Source organism: Paenibacillus sp. FSL H8-0168 (genome assembly GCF_038592955.1).
Taxonomy (GTDB): Bacteria; Bacillota; Bacilli; order Paenibacillales; family Paenibacillaceae; genus Paenibacillus; species Paenibacillus polymyxa_B.
The window spans coordinates 5,015,569-5,035,000 of sequence record NZ_CP151948.1 but is presented as its reverse complement, the minus strand read 5'-3'; the positions used below and the strand labels follow the sequence as shown (position 1 = coordinate 5,035,000).

Genomic DNA, 19,432 nt, shown 5'->3' with positions numbered 1-19,432 from the left:
AAGTGGGAAAGGATGTGGAGTTGCACAGACAACCAGGATGTTGGCTTAGAAGCAGCCACCATTGAAAGAGTGCGTAATAGCTCACTGGTCGAGTGACTCTGCGCCGAAAATGTAACGGGGCTAAACACACCACCGAAGCTATGGCTTGATGCTTGCATCAGGGGTAGGGGAGCGTTGAATGCGGGTTGAAGGTGTACCGTAAGGAGCGCTGGACTGCATTCAAGTGAGAATGCCGGTATGAGTAACGAAAAGATCTGTGAGAATCAGATCCGCCGAAAGCCTAAGGGTTCCTGAGGAAGGTTCGTCCGCTCAGGGTAAGTCGGGACCTAAGGCGAGGCCGATAGGCGTAGTCGAAGGACAACAGGTCGAAATTCCTGTACCACCGTAATCCGTTATGAGCAATGGGGTGACGCAGTAGGGTAGTGACGCGGACTGATGGATGTCCGTCTAAGCAGTGAGGCTGATGTGTAGGCAAATCCGCACATCGTTAAGGCTGGGCTGTGATGGGGAGCGAAAATTGTAGTAGCGAAGGTCATGATCTCAGACTGCCAAGAAAAGCCTCTAGCCAGGAGAAGGTGCCCGTACCGCAAACCGACACAGGTAGGCGAGAAGAGAATTCTAAGGCGCGCGGAAGAACTCTCGTTAAGGAACTCGGCAAAATGACCCCGTAACTTCGGGAGAAGGGGTGCCTCGGTAGGGTGAATAGCCCGAGGGGGCCGCAGTGAAAAGGCCCAAGCGACTGTTTAGCAAAAACACAGGTCTGTGCGAAGCCGCAAGGCGAAGTATACGGGCTGACGCCTGCCCGGTGCTGGAAGGTTAAGGGGAGTGGTAAGCCCTTCGGGGCGAAGCTATGAACCGAAGCCCCAGTAAACGGCGGCCGTAACTATAACGGTCCTAAGGTAGCGAAATTCCTTGTCAGGTAAATTCTGACCCGCACGAATGGCGTAACGACTTGGGCGCTGTCTCAACGAGAGATCCGGTGAAATTTTAATACCTGTGAAGATGCAGGTTACCCGCGACAAGACGGAAAGACCCCATGGAGCTTTACTGCAGCTTGATATTGAATTTGGGTACGATCTGTACAGGATAGGTGGGAGCCGTAGAATCTTGAGCGCCAGCTTGAGAGGAGGCATCCTTGGGATACCACCCTGATCGTATCTAGGTTCTAACTTGGTACCGTGATCCGGTGCGAGGACAGTGTCAGGTGGGCAGTTTGACTGGGGCGGTCGCCTCCTAAAGAGTAACGGAGGCGCCCCAAGGTTCCCTCAGAATGGTTGGAAATCATTCGAAGAGTGCAAAGGCAGAAGGGAGCTTGACTGCGAGACCTACAAGTCGAGCAGGGACGAAAGTCGGGCTTAGTGATCCGGTGGTACCGCATGGAAGGGCCATCGCTCAACGGATAAAAGCTACCCTGGGGATAACAGGCTTATCTCCCCCAAGAGTCCACATCGACGGGGAGGTTTGGCACCTCGATGTCGGCTCATCGCATCCTGGGGCTGAAGTAGGTCCCAAGGGTTGGGCTGTTCGCCCATTAAAGCGGTACGCGAGCTGGGTTCAGAACGTCGTGAGACAGTTCGGTCCCTATCTGTCGTGGGCGTAGGAAATTTGAGAGGAGCTGTCCTTAGTACGAGAGGACCGGGATGGACGTACCGCTGGTGTACCAGTTGTTCCGCCAGGAGCACCGCTGGGTAGCTATGTACGGAAGGGATAAGCGCTGAAAGCATCTAAGCGTGAAGCCCCCCTCAAGATGAGATTTCCCAGTATGTAAGACCCCTTGAAGACGACGAGGTAGATAGGTTGGGGGTGGAAGTGCAGTAATGCATGGAGCTGACCAATACTAATCGGTCGAGGGCTTATCCTAAAATAAAACGCAAATGAGTTTCGGATCCAGTTTTCAGGGTGTAACCTTGAAGGTAGAATTTACGATGTAAATTCATGTTTGGTGGCGATAGCGGAGGGGTTCCACACGTACCCATCCCGAACACGACCGTTAAGCCCTCCAGCGCCGATGGTACTTGGACCGCAGGGTCCTGGGAGAGTAGGACGTCGCCAAGCAGAGCTTTATGATTAATATTCCCTGATAGCTCAGTTGGTAGAGCACTCGACTGTTAATCGAGTTGTCACAGGTTCGAGTCCTGTTCGGGGAGCCATTTGCTCTCATAGCTCAGCAGGTAGAGTGCATCCATGGTAAGGATGAGGTCACCGGTTCGAACCCGGTTGAGAGCTTGTTATAGGATGGCCCGTTGGTCAAGGGGTTAAGACACCTCCCTTTCACGGAGGTAACAGGGGTTCGAATCCCCTACGGGTCATAGGATAGTATGGAGGCTTAGCTCAGCTGGGAGAGCATCTGCCTTACAAGCAGAGGGTCGGGGGTTCGAGCCCCTCAGCCTCCACCATTTTTCATCCTCTTACCTGGATGAAATCTTGGGGAATTGTGAATCATATGCATATTGGGGATTAGCCAAGCGGTAAGGCAACGGACTTTGACTCCGTCATGCATAGGTTCAAATCCTATATCCCCAGCCATTAAGAGCCATTAGCTCAGTTGGTAGAGCACCTGACTTTTAATCAGGGTGTCGAAGGTTCGAGTCCTTCATGGCTCACCATTGTATTACATGCGCGTGTGGCGGAATTGGCAGACGCACTAGACTTAGGATCTAGCGTCTTTGACGTGGGGGTTCAAGTCCCTCCACGCGCATCTTGTTTTTGCGGACGTGGCTCAGCGGTAGAGCATCGCCTTGCCAAGGCGAGGGTCGCGGGTTCGATTCCCGTCGTCCGCTCCATATTTGCGCCCTTAGCTCAGCTGGATAGAGCGTTTGACTACGAATCAAAAGGCCGGGAGTTCGAATCTCTCAGGGCGCGCCATATTTAAAAAAGTATAATATCGGGATGTAGCTCAGCTTGGTAGAGCACCTGGTTTGGGACCAGGGGGTCGCATGTTCAAATCGTGTCATCCCGATACTAATTTGCGGGTGTAGTTCAATGGTAGAACTTCAGCCTTCCAAGCTGATAGCGTGGGTTCGATTCCCATCACCCGCTTACCGATTACCTAGAAGCCGAAAGGCTTCTTTTTATTTTGTCCACATTACATTTACTTCTATGTATATAAGTTAATGCAGTTATGTCTCCTGTCATGCACAGTTGGGGATGACTTGTGCATATTGTACATAGGCTCTTGTTACTTATGACATCTAGATCCCGAATTTCCCCTCTAGCGTACCCCCGATCTCCTGCAGTAAGGCTAATTTCGTGATCAAATCCTTTGAATATAGGAATCCTATAGCTATTATGGTACGAATTCATGGTGATAACTCTGCATCTGCTCTTGCGTTGTGCACATTCCCCTTTATTTATGTGGGTAAAAAGCGAAGTCTTAAAGAGAAAATGCCCTAGAAACACTGAGGATATGGCTAATTTGTGTATATCTTTGTGGATAGAAGGATAATAGGGTTGACTTTGTCAACAATTAATAAACATATACACATCATGTTGCATGAATTTGCACCTTTAAAACCACACTCTTTATAAGAGACTGTGCATAATGTTTCACGCATCACTAGTGTATACATTCATTTCTATTATCAATTTCATCCTTTTGCATAAAAATCCAATATTTTCTCAAAAAAAGTATTTCAAAAACATGATTTTTTACTGTAAATTTTGCAGCTTTTCATGCGTTTTTATTGTATGATGTTAAGAAAGTGTCAAATTTCGTGTGTATACGTACCTTTGCTACAACTGTATATGGTGTGGAACAGATCAGATGGGGGGAAAAGCATGACTGAGCTTACGTTAACCGCTAACAAAAACCAATCCAACAATCTGCTGCGGCGGGACGTTCGTTTTCTAGGGAATATTCTTGGTGAGGTTTTGGTTCATCAGGGTGGCAACGAACTTTTGGATATCGTGGAGAAAATACGTGAGACAAGTAAATCGTTACGTGCCGGGTATCAACCGGAGTTGTATGAGGATTTCAAACAAATGGTCAGCGGACTGGATACGGATATTCGTCACCAGGTTATTCGCGCGTTTGCGATTTATTTTCAGTTGGTGAATATCGCTGAGCAAAACCATCGTATTCGTCGTAAGCGGGATTATGAGCATTCCGCTGGTGAAGATGTTCAACCTGGTTCCATTGAAAGTTCCGTTCAGGAGCTTAAACAAGGGGGCTTCTCCGCCGAGGACGTTAGCAACTTGCTGAATGAGCTCTCTTTGGAACTGGTCATGACCGCACATCCTACAGAAGCGACACGACGAGTAATACTTGATATCCACAAGCGCATTTCCGAGGACGTCATGCTGCTGGATAATCCGATGCTTACCTTACGTGAGCGGGAACAGGTACGGGAGAATCTGCTAAACGAAGTAATTACGCTGTGGCAGACAGATGAGCTGCGTGATCGCAAGCCAACTGTATTAGATGAAGTAAGAAATGGAATGTATTATTTTCACGAGACCTTGTTTCATGTACTGCCAGATGTGTACCAAGAATTGGAACGATGTTTGGACAAATATTATCCCGAACAAAAATGGCACATACCCACTTATCTGAGATTTGGTTCCTGGATCGGTGGAGACCGGGACGGCAATCCGTCTGTGACAGCTCATGTGACTTGGGAAACGTTACGTATGCAGCGCAAGTTGGCTTTGAGAGAATATCAGCACACGTTAAAGGAACTCATGGGTTACTTGAGTTTCAGCACCAGCATTGTGCGAGTTTCCGATGATCTGCTGGCTTCTATTGAAGAAGACCGTACTCATATTACACTTAAAAAGATGGAAGTATGGCATAACGAAAAAGAGCCTTACCGCATTAAACTGGCATATATGATTGCTAAAGTGAACAACATCCTGGATGAAAGCAAACAGGGTACCAATGAGCGTTATAATTCTGCGGAAGAGCTCATTGCAGACCTAAATGTTATTGACAACAGCCTGCGTCATCATTTTGCCGATTATGTGGCAAACACATATATTCAAAAGATGATTCGCCAGGTAGAGTTGTTTGGATTCCATACAGCTACGCTGGATGTGCGTCAGCATAGTCAGGAACATGAAAATGCGATGACTGAAATTCTGTCTAAAATGAATATTGTATCGGATTACAGTAAGCTATCAGAAGAGGAAAAAATAAATCTGCTGGAAAAGCTGCTGAATGAACCTCGTCCGATTACTTCACCGTATTTAAAATATAGCGATAGCACACAGGAATGTCTTGACGTATATCGTACGATTTATTTGGCTCAGGAGGAATTCGGCAAGCAGTCCATTACAAGCTACTTGATCAGTATGACTCAGGGAGCCAGTGACTTACTGGAGGTTATGGTCTTATCCAAAGAGGTAGGCCTGTTCCGCATCGAGAAGGATGGCACTGTTATCTGTACGCTGCAATCCGTCCCTTTGTTCGAAACGATAGATGATCTGCACGCTGCACCCGATATTATGAGAAGATTGATGAACTTGCCTGTATATCGACAATCTGTGGCTGCGATGGACCAGCTTCAAGAGATTATGCTGGGATACTCGGACAGTAATAAAGATGGCGGTGTGGTTACAGCGAACTGGGAACTTCGGGTCGCTATGAACAGCATTACGGAAGTAGTTAATGAGTTTGGCGTAAAAGTGAAGTTTTTCCACGGTCGTGGAGGTGCGCTGGGTCGTGGAGGAATGCCACTTAATCGCAGTATTTTGGCTCAACCTCCTCATACGATTGGAGGCGGAATCAAAATCACGGAGCAAGGCGAAGTACTATCATCCCGATACTCGCTTAGAGGCATCGCGTACCGGAGCTTGGAGCAGGCAACATCGGCGCTGATTACGGCTGTAGCATATCATCGTTCCGGGAAGAAGGAAGTGTTTGAGGAGAGCTGGGAGGAGATTATCGCCCGCATTTCGCAAGTTTCACTGGATAAGTATCAGGATTTGATTTTCCGAGATCCGGATTTCTTCAACTTCTTCAAAGAATCTACACCGTTGCCTGAGGTGGGTGAGCTGAATATTGGATCTCGTCCGTCCAAGCGTAAGAACAGCGAACGTTTTGAGGACTTACGCGCCATTCCATGGGTTTTTGCATGGACACAAAGCCGTTACTTGTTACCTGCATGGTATGCGGCTGGAACAGGTTTGCAAAGCTTCTATCAAAACAATGAGGATAACCTTAAAGTGCTGCAAACGATGTTTAGGGACTCTGCTTTCTTCCGGTCACTTATTGATACACTGCAAATGGCAATCGCTAAAGCGGATTTACTGATTGCAGAAGAGTACGCTGGGATGTCGGATAACGAAGAGGCCCGGCAGCGTATTTTCGGGCAGATTTCAGCGGAGTTCAAGCTGACATCTGAGTTGATTTTGAAAATAACCGGACAATCCGAGATTTTGGACGACGTGCCGGTTATTCAGGAATCTATCCGGTTGCGTAATCCTTATGTCGATCCGTTAAGTTACTTGCAGGTTCAATTGCTAAGTGAGTTACGGGAGCTTCGGGATCAGAACGGTGATGACACTGAAATGCTGCGTGAGGTATTGTTGACAATTAACGGAATTGCAGCAGGCTTAAGAAATACGGGCTGATATAGTACGGTTGTACGAATACAGGCAATCGGGTACTCATGGGGTGCCCGATTGTGCTGTTTGTATATTGATGGCAGGCGTGCTTGCAGTTAGTAACAATACTACAGTTGATTTCCGGATAAAATTAAACTACGATGAATAATCATAAACATGTAATAAGTAACCCATCAGCAAGTCTGGGGGAGTATAGAGTGGATAATATGGAAAGCCGCTTGGTAAGGCTGGTACAGAAAGGCGATCAGCGAGCTTTTGCGGAGTTAGTCGAGTTATATAAAGATCGGATTTTTCATCTTTCCTACCGGATGCTAGGTAATCGCCATGAGGCGGAGGATCTGGTGCAGGAAACTTTTTTGCGTGTGTATCGTAATTTGGAAAAATATGATCATGGACAGAAGTTCTCAACCTGGATTTATCGAATTGCTACAAATCTGTGCATTGATCGTCTGCGAAGGAGAAAACCTACATACTCACTTGATGCTGAAATGAATGATCAGGAAGGTGTCGATGGGTACGCCATGCTCGCCAGTGAAGAGCTTACCCCTGAGGGGAGTACGCTTCTGTCCGAAACGCAGGCTTTGATTCATGACGCCATTGACAGCCTTCCAGATAAATACAGAACGATTATGGTTTTACGGTACTTGCAGGAGCTTTCCTTACAGGAAATCAGCGATGTGCTCAATCTCCCAGTTACCACTATTAAGACAAGAGTACACAGGGGGCGGGATTTTCTGCGCAAAAAACTGGAGCACAAGCTATAGATCATACGCTTAGATTCTAGGAAAAGAGTCTGCATAGATGTTTTTATGAAACATAATGCTCGTTGTAACGTATGTAAGATGAGCAAAGTTTCTAAGCCGGAGCATGTTATGTTGAGAAACACGGAAGAATATTAGAAAGGATTGGCTCATATGGATTGCAAACAAGCCGTCTCTTTTATGCATGACTATCTAGATGGCGACCTGTCTGAGCAGGACAAACATGAGTTGGAACAGCACTTGTTAGACTGCCCGGAATGCCGCATGCGTTTTAAAGAGCTGGAGCGGACGGATGCGATGCTTTACGGTACACGCTATCATCAAGTGCCGTGTGTATCGGATGAGCTGACATTTCGCATTATGAATGCTTTGCCGCCGCATAAAAGACAGACTGCGGTGCCTATGCTGACGTGGGTGAAAAGGCATCCCGCTGTAACAGCCGCTGCCTTCTTCCTTATTGTTATATGCTCAAGCATGGCCAGCTTTTCTAGCACGGACCATCAATTGGTAGTCAAAGGAAGCCAACTGGATCAAGTCGTTATTCAGGGTGATACTGTGATTGTGCCTGAAGGGAAATCCATTGCCGGAGATTTAACAGTGCAAAATGGTGAAGCCCGTGTATACGGTGATGTGGAAGGAAATGTAACTGTGATTGATGGTTCTTATTATCAAGCGTCCACCGCCCATATTGCAGGACAGGTTAAAAGTATTGATCAAACCTTGGATTGGATTTGGTACAAGGTTACTGATTTGTTCGGGGGACCCTCTTCTCCATAAAAGAAGCTTGAAATGGCAAGGACAATATCGAGCGCCTCTTTCCGCTGGAAAAGGCGTTTTTTTGTATATGAAGCTGGCGAATTGTACTGTATTTTACTGATTTTAGCGGTTCTTTTGTCACACAGCTTGCAACGTGAGCCTGATCGTTATAACCTAGATAGAGAGAGCATACTGTGTACATATTACACCCACTCACTACAGAAAATTGCGGGGGCATGCGCATGTTGGATTATTTTGCGGACCTGACTTGGAAAGAGTCCATTAAAGATATTATCGACATTTTGATCGTAACCTATATTATGTATCAGCTTATTTTACTTGTTCGCGGAACGCGTGCAGTTCAATTGTTGAAAGGGATTCTGTTTCTAGTTGTCATTTGGGCGGTTAGCACCTGGTTTGATTTGTATACGCTCAAGTGGTTGATGAACCAGATGTTCACCTTTGGTGTGGTGGCTATCTTTATTATTTTTCAGCCTGAGTTGCGTCGTGCGCTGGAGCAGTTGGGGCGTGGCAAATTATTTGGGCGTTCGTCTGCGGATGATGAAGAGATTAACAAGTTAATCGGAGAAATGATTAAGGCGCTGAATTATCTATCACGTAGGAAAATAGGAGCTTTGGTCGTATTTGAGCGCGAGACAGGGCTAAACGAATATACGGAGTCTGGTATCAAGACACAGGCCGTAGTCAGTTCTGAACTGCTAATTAACATCTTCATTCCTAATACGCCTTTGCATGATGGTGCGGTGATTATTCAAAATAAACAGATTGCTTCTGCGGCCTGTTATTTGCCATTATCGGAAAATCCGTTCATCAGCAAGGAGTTGGGAACCCGTCACCGGGCTGCGATTGGGGTGAGTGAGGTAACGGATGCCGTAACTGTCGTGGTATCGGAGGAAACAGGGCAAATTTCTTTGGCCATTAATGGACAGGTCGTGCGCGACATTAAGGAAGAATCCCTAATCTCCAAGCTGTATGAGGAGTTGCGGCCAACACCGTCTTTGAAGGAAAAACGCGGCTCATTCTGGAATCGGAGGGGAGGCCGTGGAAATTCATGATGGACAAATGGATTAACAATAACACGATTTCCAAGATATTGGCGCTTGCGGTTGCTGTTCTGCTGTGGGGAATGGTCCATCTAGATACAGGTACACCTTCATCTACGCTGACCGTTTCTTATAATAATAAAGTGATTGATAATGTGGGCATTCAGGCTAGTGGTCTGGATGATTCAAAATATGTATTGTCTACCATGGATACTGACCATGTTAAGATGGAGGTCAGAGGACAGCGCTCTGTGCTGACTTCTTTTTTCGCGGATAATTATCAGGCAAAGCTAAACTTAAACGGCTTAGGAGCAGGTACTAAAACATTGCCACTCGAACCGGACTTGCCGGATGGAGTGGAGTTGGTGTCTATGACTCCTAACCGTGTTACAGTGACGATTGAGGAAAAACAAACGAAATCATTTAATGTATCTATAGTTCCTAAAGGAAACCCAGATGGGGGACTGCAGCTTGGGAAGCCTGTAATTGCTCCTCAAGCCGTGAAGGTTACCTTGCCTAAAAGCCAGTTGAGTACCGTTACTGCCGTTCAAGGGGCTGTTAATACGGATGGTATCTCAGAAAAGTTTGAACAGAAGCGTGTAAAACTGAAGGCTTATAACAAAAAGGGACAGGAACTTACAGAAGCGGTCATTGAGCCATCCACTGTGTCCGTTGAAATTCCGGTAACTCAGCAGGCGAAATCTGTGCCTGTTAAGATTGTCTATGCTGGAGAGTTGCCAGACGGATTGGCGCTTTCTAAAGTCAATGCAAACGTGAAGGAAGCGGCGGTATATGCATCGCAGGATGTATTGAGCAGCCTCAGCTCTTACGTCACGGCTACATTGGATTTAAGTCAATTCACGGAAGCGGGAACTCGTACAGTTCAAGCTAATTTGGCAGCCCCCTCAGGTTCTGATAAAATCGAGCCAGGGTCAATACAAATTCAGGTGACCGTCGTCCCTTCCAATGAAGTCACAGATACGGAACGGACGCTGTCAGGCATCCCAATCGTTTTACAAGGTGCAGGAGATAAAGCGACTACTACTGTTACAGCACCCGCAGGTAAGACGATGGATGTTACTGTGAAGGGCCCGCAGGATATGGTAAACAATTTAACCAATGATGATATTAGTTTGGTGGCAGATGTAAGTGGCCTCGCGGCTGGTCAACACGAGGTTACTCTGAAAGTAGGCTTGCCTAAATATATTACGCAAGCCGGAAATGCTGGCCAACTAAAGGCAACGGTCAACATTGAGAGCCCTTCTACGCCTGCTGTAACGAATCCGAATGATGAGAATGAATCAAACCCCTCTGGTAGTGGCGAAAAGGGGCAGGAGAGGCCACAGGAGGGGCAAGGCAGTCAAGGTGGGGATTCTGACGCTAAGACCGGGGACAACGCAGCTGCGGAGGATAAAACAAATCCTCATAACGGCGCAGATTCTTCTGCGAATGGAACCTCGGAGAACAGTCAGCCATAACATGTTTTATCTGTAGTAAATAATCAAGATTTATTAGACAAAAAAAGGGAGTCATTTTACATGGGGAAATATTTTGGTACAGATGGTGTACGAGGCGTTGCTAATCAGGAACTTACAGCCGAACTGGCATATAGCATTGGCCGCTGCGGCGGATATGTTTTAGCAGGTAATGTAGAGAAACCGACAGTTGTTATTGGTATGGATACACGGATATCCGGACTGATGCTGGAATCGGCTCTTGTAGCCGGTTTGCTGTCCATTGGGGCTAATGTGGTTCGTCTAGGTATTGTTTCGACACCTGGGGTGGCATATCTCACACGTCAATTGAAAGCTGACGCTGGTGTAATGATCTCAGCATCACACAATCCAGTTGAAGACAACGGCATTAAGTTTTTTGGCGGTGACGGTTTTAAATTGACAGACGAAACGGAATTGAAAATTGAAGAGCTCATGGATGCAAAAGAAGACCAACTGCCTCGTCCGATTGGCGGTGGATTGGGAACGGTTGTTGTAGACGAGCATTCTCGCTACGATTATCTGGAGTTCTTGAAAACAACAATTAGCCATTCTTTTGAAGGGTTAAAAATTGTACTGGATTGTGCTAACGGAGCAGCTTATGAGCTGGCACCGAAGCTTTTTGCAGAACTGGGAGCTGAGGTACACACTATTGGTGCCGAGCCGAACGGTTTGAACATCAATGATCATTGCGGCTCGACTCATCCTGAAAAGCTGAAAGAGGAAGTACGACGCTTGAAAGCAGATATTGGTTTGGCCTTTGACGGCGATGCCGACCGTCTGATCGCGATTGATGAGAACGGGGAAGAGGTAGACGGCGACTATATTCTCTGCATTTGCGGAGATGCAATGAACCGTGCGGGAAAACTCAAGGACAGCACCATTGTATCGACAGTGATGAGTAATATCGGTTTTTATAAAGCTACTGAAAAGCTGGCACTCAAGACTGCAAAAACTGCGGTCGGGGACCGTTATGTGATGGAAGAAATGCGTCGGGGTGGATTTAACCTAGGCGGTGAGCAGTCTGGCCATGTTATTTTCCTGGATCACAATACGACAGGCGATGGCATGCTGACTGGGATTCAGCTGGTAGATACCTTGAAAGCTTCCGGCAAGAAAATGAGTGAGCTAAAATCGCTCATGAAACAGTATCCGCAAGTGCTCGTAAATGTGCGTGTGCAGGACAAACGCAATTACGAAGGGAATCCTGCCATTGCAGAAGCAATTGAGCAGGTGGAACAACAATTGGGCGATAATGGGCGTGTATTGGTCCGTGCTTCAGGCACAGAATCACTTATTCGTGTGATGGCCGAAGGTCCGGATAAGGACGAACTGGAGCAATTTGTCGGTCAGATCGTAGATGTCGTGAAGAAAGAATTAGTTTAAAATTTTGTAAACGTCGGTTGCCTGTGAAAAAGAAGCAGGCAACGGCGTTTGCGGTTATTTACTAACGATTTATGGCCTTCATGGTGTAATTATGAATAAAGTGTCATTGCCAAATGATACTTAGCTGAATATAATATAGGGATGCTGTGACTCAGATAGAGAAAGCGAGGGTTGTAAGGTAACGTAATACAAGCGCCAGAGCTTGATTTTGTGCGGGGGAACTTGGTGGAGAAGCAACGGATTCAGTTGAGATAAAGTTGCTCGCAAATCGGTTCACGACAAAACAAGCTGACGAGGTGAAGGTGTTCGAAACATTCGGCGGGGACCTTCCGGTGAAGCATCGAGCCGTAAACCGGCAGCGGAAAATGAACAGGCAACTGTTTACACAACGCACCGGTAGATGCCTTTATTATTTTATAACCTAAATTATAAGATTCATTTCATGAATGTGCGGCCATCATCATTGGCGTGCGCGGTTTGGGAATTTCGTTACATTCGTGAAGAGATGCCTGTAAATTCTATAGTTATCATTGACAACTTCATAGATGAATGAACTTTATTCCACAATCTACCGCACACGTTAGTCCTGTGATGAGTCGCCTTGTGAAATGATGATCGGGAGGATAACGAATATGTGTGGCATTGTAGGATATATTGGTAATCAGAATACGCAAGAGGTATTGATTGACGGATTGAAAAAGCTGGAGTATCGCGGTTATGACTCTGCGGGTATTGCCGTGTTTACAGATTCAGGATTGCAAGTAGCCAAGGCTAAAGGTCGTCTGGCGAATCTGGAAGCTAAACTGGATGGTACGCCGTTGGTAGGCCATGCAGGTATCGGACATACACGTTGGGCAACGCACGGTAAGCCTTCTGATGAAAACTCCCATCCACATTTGGATGAGAGCCAAAAGTTCTCTGTAGTTCACAACGGAATTATTGAGAACTATCTGGAGCTGAAGGAGCAGCTGATCAGCGAAGGTCATACCTTTATTTCCGAAACGGACACGGAAATTATTTCCCATCTGGTTGCGCGTGAATATAAAGGGGATATCGTTAAAGCAGTACAAAAAGCAATTACCTTTATGCGCGGTGCTTTTGCACTGGGTGTGCTGACAGAGCACGAGCCTAATAAGCTGGTTGCTGTTCGTCAAGCTAGCCCGCTGGTTATTGGTGTGGGAGAAGGCGAGAACTTTATCGGTTCCGACATTCCGGCTATTCTGAAATATACACGCAATGTATTTATTTTGAACGATGGCGAAATGGCTGTTTTGACCAGTGATGCTGTCGAATTAATGACAATCGAAGGCCAATTTATTTCTCGGGAAATGATTCATGTCGAATGGGATGCTGTAACAGCGGAAAAAGGCGGCTATGAGCATTTCATGTTGAAAGAAATTCACGAGCAGCCTAAGGCTTATCGTGATACAATGTTGGGCCGTATCGATAAAGATACTAAAAAAGTTGTTCTTCCTGAGCTGAAGCTGACAGAAGAACAAATTAAAAATATCCGCAACATTCAAATTGTTGCGTGTGGTACAGCTTACAATGCTGGTTTGATTGGTCGTACAGTTATTGAAAGTCTGGCTCGTATACCGGTAGAAAATGATGTGGCTTCCGAATATCGTTATCGTTCACCTATCGTAACACCAGAGACATTGGTGATCGTGGTGAGCCAATCCGGTGAAACTGCTGACACGTTGGCAGCCCTGCGTGAAGCACAAGCAAATGGCGCTCATGTACTGGCGATTACAAACGTAGTCGGTAGCTCCATCGCCCGTGATGCAGATGATGTGTTGGTTACACTGGCAGGACCGGAAATTGCCGTAGCCTCCACTAAAGCATATTCTTCACAGTTGATTGCGTTCTATCTGTTTGGTTTGTATCTCGCTCAAGTGCGTGGCACACAAACAGATGAGCAAGTAGCTCATGTGCTGGCTGCTATGGAATCCCTGCCAGAGCAAGTGGAAGAGATGCTGGGTAAAGCAGATGCGATCAAAGCCTATGCTGAGCAAATTGCAAGCCACAAGCACCTGTTCTTTATTGGTCGCGGTCAGGACTATGCTGTAGTACAGGAAGGCTCCCTGAAGCTTAAGGAAATCTCCTACATTCATTCCGAGGCTTATGCTGCGGGTGAATTGAAGCATGGTACACTGGCATTGATTGAAGACGGCATTCCGGTTATCGCTTTGGTAACACAGGAATCCGTGTTGGAGAAAACCGTGAGCAACATTAAGGAAGTCAAGGCTCGTGGTGCAGATGTTCTTGCGATTACGTACGAAGAGCACGCAGTTGAGTTGCTGAAGTCCGTGGATCAGGTATTTGCCATTCCGAAGACACTTCCAATTCTGTCTGCTGCAATTTCAGTTGTATCTCTCCAATTATTGGCTTACTACGCTTCTCTTGCACTGGGTCATGATGTTGATAAACCACGTAACCTGGCGAAAAGTGTTACTGTAGAATAAGCTTTAAGTTGCTTTTATGACTTTTTGTTAAAAGAAAATAAAGTATTAGACTGAAAAATAAAGTATTAGACTAAGAAAATAAAGTTGTAGACTGAGAAAATAAAGTATTAGACTAACAAAATTGGCCATACTACTACTAGAAGCTCTTCTACTGTCTACAGAACTGACATCCAGATTAACATCATGACTCCAAACGGGGCTGCCTTCGGGTAGCCCTGTTTTCTTATAAGGAGGCGTAACCATGGCAAAGCGTAAGCGTGAAATCACGGATGCCAAAATTGATAGATTCATCAAAGAAGGTAGAGGCCAAGGAACAGGAGCCGACTATCTTCCTTGGTTGCGAGTACAGGATGTGCCTTCTACTGGCAGATCGACCCGTGGTGTTGGTTGGACAACGGGCAGGCAGCATACCTTTCTGTCCGATTTAGAGCGAGATTATTTTTATGCATTGGATTATGCCGATGAGGTAACAGACATTCGAGAGCAATTTCCCCTTCTTCCACTGGAAGAAACGAAGCTAATCGCGGACAAGCTCGGTATAGAACATCCAAAAGATCCTAAGTCAGGCGTGGATATCGTCATGACTACGGACTTTTTAATTACATATAAGGACAAGGAATACGCAAGAACTGTGAAGCCAGCTAAGGACCTGGAGAACGAACGTATACTTGCAAAATTTGAAATTGAGCGGGTGTACTGGGAGACGCACCATGTTGATTGGGGAATTGTAACTGAACGGGATCTACCATCTACGTTGATCCGCAACGTAGAGTGGGTTCATAAAGAGTATTCCAACGCAGATGTCGAAACGCTAGGAGTATTTTGCATCCAAAGCTTAGAACGTACGCTGGCAACTTTGCTATTATCAGGTGCAACAATAGCAAAGGCGTGTCTTGCCTGCGATGAACAAATGGGATTGGAAGCCGGGACATCTTTAGCGATGTTCAGGCACTTTATAGCTCAGAAGATTTGGGCAGTTAATATGCATGAAAAGATTAATCCTTCGAACAATGCTAATGGGTTTAGTGTAATTAAGACAAACGATTTATTGGCGAAAGGCGGCTAAGGTATGCAATTACTCTATGAAAATATGGTTGTCGAATGGCAGTTGCCTGAGTCGGACTTGTGTCAGGTTGAGAGAATACTATGGATTTCTCCTAACAAAGAATATCTCTGTTGTATTGCAATGGATGATGATAGGGCCTTTCCTGTTATGAAGCCTTACTCGGAATATGCGGTGGGTCTTGATTCTAAAATGTGCAAGTTGGTCGAGTGGGTTAACGATAGTGTTCCTGTGGTTGATACTGATATTGCTCCAGAGCATCTAGCGCTTCGTGAAAAGTCATGGGATGTCATCAAAGATATTGTACTGGATGAGCCGAATTGCTTCGACAAAAGTTTCAGGGGAGCTCGAATCCGCGAAGTTCAGATGCGAACAACTGTTCATAAAAGCACGATATACCGCTATTTGCGCAGATATTGGCAAGGCGGCAAAATGAAGAACACTCTGCTGCCTCACTATAATAATTGCGGAAGTTATGGCAAAGATCGCTCTCCTACCGATGTCAAACGGGGACGGCCTCGAAAGTTTGAAAATGAGCCTGTCGGCATAAATATTGATGAGGAAATTAAGCAGTTGCTGAGATCGGGTATTCGATTGTTCTATAACACAAAGGAGAAATCTCCTTTAAAACATGCCTATCAGAAAACGCTGGAGAAGTTTTTTGCAAATGGGTATCGGAAAGAAGGACAAGCTCTTGTACCTATTCTCCCTCCTCCAGAGAAGCTGCCCACTTTCGGCCAATATAAGTACTGGTTTCAGAAAGAAATGAATCTTGAGGATACGTTGAAAAGCCGGCTCGGAAAAAAGAGATACGAGTTGAATTACCGTCCGATACTTGGAAGTTCTACTCATGAGAGCTTTGGACCGGGGTCACGATTTCAAATTGATGCTACTGTTGCAGATGTTTATTTGGTAAGCGAATATCAACGGGAATGGATTATTGGCCGCCCGATTATATATATCGTCATTGATGTGTTTAGCCGCTATATAACTGGCATGTATATTGGCTTGGAAGGTCCGAGTTGGGTAGGTGCCATGATGGCATTAGCCAATACAACGGCTGATAAAGTCAGGTATTGTGCCGAATATGGCATTGAAATAACCGAATCCGAGTGGGTGAGTAGTCATTTGCCGCAAAAGCTCACAGCAGATCGCGGTGAATTGGAGGGCGACAAGCCGACTCGACTTATAGATGTTCTAGGGGTGGACGTTGAGAATGCACCGCCCTACAGAGCGGATTGGAAAGGGATTGTGGAACAGCAATTTCGACTTGCTAACTTAAGAAGTATTCAATTTATGCCTGGAGCGATCAAGGAACGCTATAGAGAACGCGGCGAGCGCGATTATCGTCTTGACGCAAAATTAACGCTTCGAGAGTTTACTCAGATTATGATCCGGTACGTTCTTTATCATAACAACAACCATCATATGCTCTGGTATGATCGCAATGAATTTATGGTAGCCGATAATGTATCACCTGTGCCACAAGAGCTATGGCAATGGGGAATTGTAAATCGGACTGGTCGTTTGAAGAAGCTTCCCGAGGTGATTGTTAAGCTTAATCTGCTCCCTCAAGGAGAAGCGACCGTGACATCCGCTGGTATTCAGTTCAAAGGTGTCCATTACAGCTGCGATCTGGCGATGCGAGAACAATGGTTCGTTAAAGCCAGAGTCGGCAAGACCTGGCGTGTAAAAGTATGCTATGACCCGCGATCAACCAACGAAGTCTACTTGTGGTTGGATAATGGAAGACAATTTGAGGTATGTACCCTGCTTGATCGAGAAGAAAGATATCTCAATAAGAGGTTTGAGGAGGTAGATGATCTACTAGAAATTGAGCGTTATCAAGGCAGGCATCATGAGGTAAATAACATGTTATCCAAAATCGACTTGGATGCACAGACTAGGGCAATTGTAGAGCAAGCGACGAAAAAGACAGACGAAGCGTTGCGTCATAGTGATAAAAGTAATAACCAGCGCGTCAAGGGGATCAGAAAAAATCGGAGTGAAGAAAAGCAGTTAAATCGGCAACAAGAGGTCTTCCAGTTATACGAACCCCATGCAGCAGAAGACAAGAGTTTCATAGCCGATAATGTCGTACCAATGAAACAAGACGAACCGCCTAAAGCAAAAGAAGTGTACATTCCTCCAGCGGACAAGCTGTCCAAGATTAAAGCCTATTTGCAGGAAGAAGGTGATGAATAGTGAACGAGATAGACGTTCCGTTGTTTCATTTTAGTCGAGGACAATTTATAGAAGCCGATTATCAAGATCCTCTACTTGAGGATTATCGGAATAATCCGCTCTTGGAGGCTTTGCCTCCTATCTGGGATGACAAAACGGTGGCCAAAAATCTCGCACACAATCCGAGTTTTAAAATATCTGAACGAGAATTACCCGTCCATTTGAGAATGCATTGTGTGCAGCGTATTTCAAGAGATTTCTTTCGACCATTATCGAGGCATCTCGAACTGCAACAAAGTCTCTCCAGATTGATCAGGGATGGTTATGTGGGTCGTAATCCTCTTACCCCTAACTATGCCTTCAGAGCCCGTAAAGATGCATATGAGCTCATTCTGAGGGGGAATACAAGCGGTTATCCTGTGAACACACCGACATCGGCAGGTTTTGCTCTGGTTGGTATATCCGGAATCGGGAAATCGAGCAGTCTAATGCGTATCCTCCGGATGTATCCGCAAGTGATCTTGCATCGGAAGTATAAAGGGCAAGACATGCCTGCTCCCTATCAGATCGTGTGGCTAAAAATGGATTGCCCACATGATGGTTCAATTCGAGGCTTGTGTTTGAACTTTCTTCTAGCTGTCGATAGCTTGGTCGGAACGAAATATTACAAAAAGAACACCACAAAAACGACGGATGAATTATTGCCGATTATGGCTCAAGCGGCTGCCGTACATTGTCTTGGGGTGCTTGTCATTGATGAGATTCAAAATTTGCAAGAGGCTAAGGATGATCGTGCCGCGCAGATGCTGAACTTCTTCGTCCAACTGGTGAATACGATTGGTCTTCCGGTCATTCTTGTGGGTACCTATAAAGCGTTGCCTGCCCTGAATGGAGAATTCAGGAATGCGCGGCGCAATAGCGGACAAGGCGATGCCACATGGCATCCTTTTCAAAAGGATGAAGAGTGGGAATGGCTTCTGCAAGGACTATGGAAGTATCAGTGGACAGATAAAAAGGTTGAATTGACGCCTGAGTTCATCACTGTAATGTTTGAGGAATCGCAAGGCATATCAGATATCGCCATTAAGCTATTTATGCTGACCCAGTGGCGTGCGTTAGACAAAGAGATTGAGCAAATTACGCCAGAGATGGTGCGATCCGTTGCCAGAGACCGATTCACATTGATTAAGCCAGCACTTGAGGCTTTGCGTTCAGGGAAAAAGCAGCAAATTCAAAAATTTGCAGATATCTATGACAGTGTATCTGTAGATGATTACCTAGATCGAATTGAAGCGGAAAGACGAAAAGCAGAGCGTCTTGAAGTTATAAAGACGGAGCTTGGCTATGATCTTAAGGAACAGACGATTGCCGAAATTCATGGTTGGCTGATTGAAGCTGGTATAGAAGAAGCCAGCGCGTTGAAAGCAGCACAGGCAGTAGCCTTGAAGCATCTGGATGAATTGGATTCCGTTGATGTGCATAAAGAAGCGCTCAAGATCGCGCTACATGAGCAGAATGAATCAACTGCATCAAAGCCACGGCAGCGTAGTAAAGCGAAAGCGAAGTTGCTACCAACAGAGCCGAGTGATCTGCGAGTTATTGTGTCTCAAGGGAAGAAACAGAAGTTAGCAGCTTATGAATCATTAAAGGTCGCGGGATATATTAAAAATCCGTTGGAGTTTATCGGCTAAGGGGA

At 45.9% G+C, this 19,432-nt stretch carries 10 protein-coding genes, 11 tRNA genes and 2 rRNA genes (1 of these 23 cut by a window edge); all 23 read left to right on the top strand.

Annotation, left to right across the window (positions count from 1 at the left end; genetic code table 11):
* A 23S ribosomal RNA gene (locus tag MHI21_RS22265) occupies positions 1–1,861 on the top strand (it extends 1,067 nt beyond the left edge of the window).
* A gap of 77 nt (positions 1,862–1,938) precedes the next feature.
* Positions 1,939–2,055, top strand: a 5S ribosomal RNA gene (gene rrf, locus MHI21_RS22260).
* A 19-nt stretch (positions 2,056–2,074) separates the two neighbouring features.
* Positions 2,075–2,150 (top strand) — tRNA-Asn (locus MHI21_RS22255).
* 3 nt (positions 2,151–2,153) lie between these two features.
* Positions 2,154–2,226: transfer RNA gene (locus tag MHI21_RS22250), tRNA-Thr, on the top strand.
* 11 nt (positions 2,227–2,237) lie between these two features.
* Positions 2,238–2,309 (top strand) — tRNA-Glu (locus MHI21_RS22245).
* Between the two features lie 11 nt (positions 2,310–2,320).
* Positions 2,321–2,396: transfer RNA gene (locus MHI21_RS22240), tRNA-Val, on the top strand.
* A 55-nt stretch (positions 2,397–2,451) separates the two neighbouring features.
* Positions 2,452–2,526 (top strand) — tRNA-Gln (locus MHI21_RS22235).
* A 4-nt stretch (positions 2,527–2,530) separates the two neighbouring features.
* A tRNA-Lys gene (locus MHI21_RS22230) sits at positions 2,531–2,606 on the top strand.
* A gap of 11 nt (positions 2,607–2,617) precedes the next feature.
* Positions 2,618–2,698: transfer RNA gene (locus MHI21_RS22225), tRNA-Leu, on the top strand.
* A 10-nt stretch (positions 2,699–2,708) separates the two neighbouring features.
* A tRNA-Gly gene (locus MHI21_RS22220) sits at positions 2,709–2,783 on the top strand.
* 5 nt (positions 2,784–2,788) lie between these two features.
* A tRNA-Arg gene (locus MHI21_RS22215) sits at positions 2,789–2,865 on the top strand.
* Positions 2,866–2,885: 20 nt separating this feature from the next.
* Positions 2,886–2,959, top strand: a tRNA-Pro gene (locus MHI21_RS22210).
* Positions 2,960–2,968: 9 nt separating this feature from the next.
* A tRNA-Gly gene (locus MHI21_RS22205) sits at positions 2,969–3,039 on the top strand.
* Positions 3,040–3,777: 738 nt separating this feature from the next.
* Positions 3,778–6,570, top strand: coding sequence for a phosphoenolpyruvate carboxylase (ppc, locus tag MHI21_RS22200; protein WP_250260341.1), 2,793 nt, complete (start codon positions 3,778–3,780; stop codon positions 6,568–6,570).
* Between the two features lie 191 nt (positions 6,571–6,761).
* Positions 6,762–7,328 (top strand): RNA polymerase sigma factor SigW, encoded by a 567-nt coding sequence (gene sigW / locus MHI21_RS22195; RefSeq protein ID WP_016818747.1) that lies wholly within the window; start codon positions 6,762–6,764, stop codon positions 7,326–7,328.
* 150 nt (positions 7,329–7,478) lie between these two features.
* The gene (locus tag MHI21_RS22190) at positions 7,479–8,102 is read left to right on the top strand and encodes a zf-HC2 domain-containing protein (RefSeq protein ID WP_013312128.1); all 624 of its coding nucleotides are present in this window, start codon (positions 7,479–7,481) and stop codon (positions 8,100–8,102) included.
* Positions 8,103–8,323: 221 nt separating this feature from the next.
* Entirely contained in the window at positions 8,324–9,157 is an 834-nt protein-coding gene (gene cdaA / locus MHI21_RS22185) for a diadenylate cyclase CdaA (protein WP_013312127.1), read from the top strand.
* Positions 9,154–10,623 (top strand): CdaR family protein, encoded by a 1,470-nt coding sequence (locus MHI21_RS22180; protein ID WP_341163021.1) that lies wholly within the window; start codon positions 9,154–9,156, stop codon positions 10,621–10,623. The genes cdaA and MHI21_RS22180 overlap by 4 nt, the downstream gene beginning before the upstream one ends.
* Before the next feature lie 60 nt (positions 10,624–10,683).
* Positions 10,684–12,024 carry a phosphoglucosamine mutase gene (gene glmM / locus MHI21_RS22175; protein WP_013312125.1) on the top strand — a complete coding sequence of 447 codons (1,341 nt, stop codon included), beginning with the start codon at positions 10,684–10,686 and terminating at the stop codon, positions 12,022–12,024.
* A 632-nt stretch (positions 12,025–12,656) separates the two neighbouring features.
* Positions 12,657–14,489 (top strand): glutamine--fructose-6-phosphate transaminase (isomerizing), encoded by a 1,833-nt coding sequence (glmS, locus tag MHI21_RS22170; protein WP_061832056.1) that lies wholly within the window; start codon positions 12,657–12,659, stop codon positions 14,487–14,489.
* 241 nt (positions 14,490–14,730) lie between these two features.
* A complete protein-coding gene (locus MHI21_RS22165; RefSeq protein ID WP_342418937.1) occupies positions 14,731–15,555 on the top strand; it encodes a TnsA endonuclease N-terminal domain-containing protein in 825 nt (274 codons plus the stop codon).
* Positions 15,556–15,558: 3 nt separating this feature from the next.
* Entirely contained in the window at positions 15,559–17,757 is a 2,199-nt protein-coding gene (locus tag MHI21_RS22160) for a Mu transposase C-terminal domain-containing protein (protein ID WP_342418936.1), read from the top strand.
* Positions 17,757–19,427 carry an AAA family ATPase gene (locus MHI21_RS22155; RefSeq protein WP_342418935.1) on the top strand — a complete coding sequence of 557 codons (1,671 nt, stop codon included), beginning with the start codon at positions 17,757–17,759 and terminating at the stop codon, positions 19,425–19,427. Before MHI21_RS22160 ends, MHI21_RS22155 begins: the two co-directional genes overlap by 1 nt.
* The last annotated feature ends 5 nt before the right edge of the window (positions 19,428–19,432 follow it).

What these genes read in the sequence shown, in the direction of transcription:
- ppc (WP_250260341.1), top strand. Translation starts at nt 3,778, where the DNA reads ATGACTGAGCTTACGTTAACCGCTAACAAAAACCAATCCAACAATCTG.
- MHI21_RS22190 (WP_013312128.1), top strand. Translation starts at nt 7,479, where the DNA reads ATGGATTGCAAACAAGCCGTCTCTTTTATGCATGACTATCTAGATGGC.
- cdaA (WP_013312127.1), top strand. Translation starts at nt 8,324, where the DNA reads ATGTTGGATTATTTTGCGGACCTGACTTGGAAAGAGTCCATTAAAGAT.
- MHI21_RS22180 (WP_341163021.1), top strand. Translation starts at nt 9,154, where the DNA reads ATGATGGACAAATGGATTAACAATAACACGATTTCCAAGATATTGGCG.
- glmM (WP_013312125.1), top strand. Translation starts at nt 10,684, where the DNA reads ATGGGGAAATATTTTGGTACAGATGGTGTACGAGGCGTTGCTAATCAG.
- glmS (WP_061832056.1), top strand. Translation starts at nt 12,657, where the DNA reads ATGTGTGGCATTGTAGGATATATTGGTAATCAGAATACGCAAGAGGTA.
- MHI21_RS22165 (WP_342418937.1), top strand. Translation starts at nt 14,731, where the DNA reads ATGGCAAAGCGTAAGCGTGAAATCACGGATGCCAAAATTGATAGATTC.
- MHI21_RS22160 (WP_342418936.1), top strand. Translation starts at nt 15,559, where the DNA reads ATGCAATTACTCTATGAAAATATGGTTGTCGAATGGCAGTTGCCTGAG.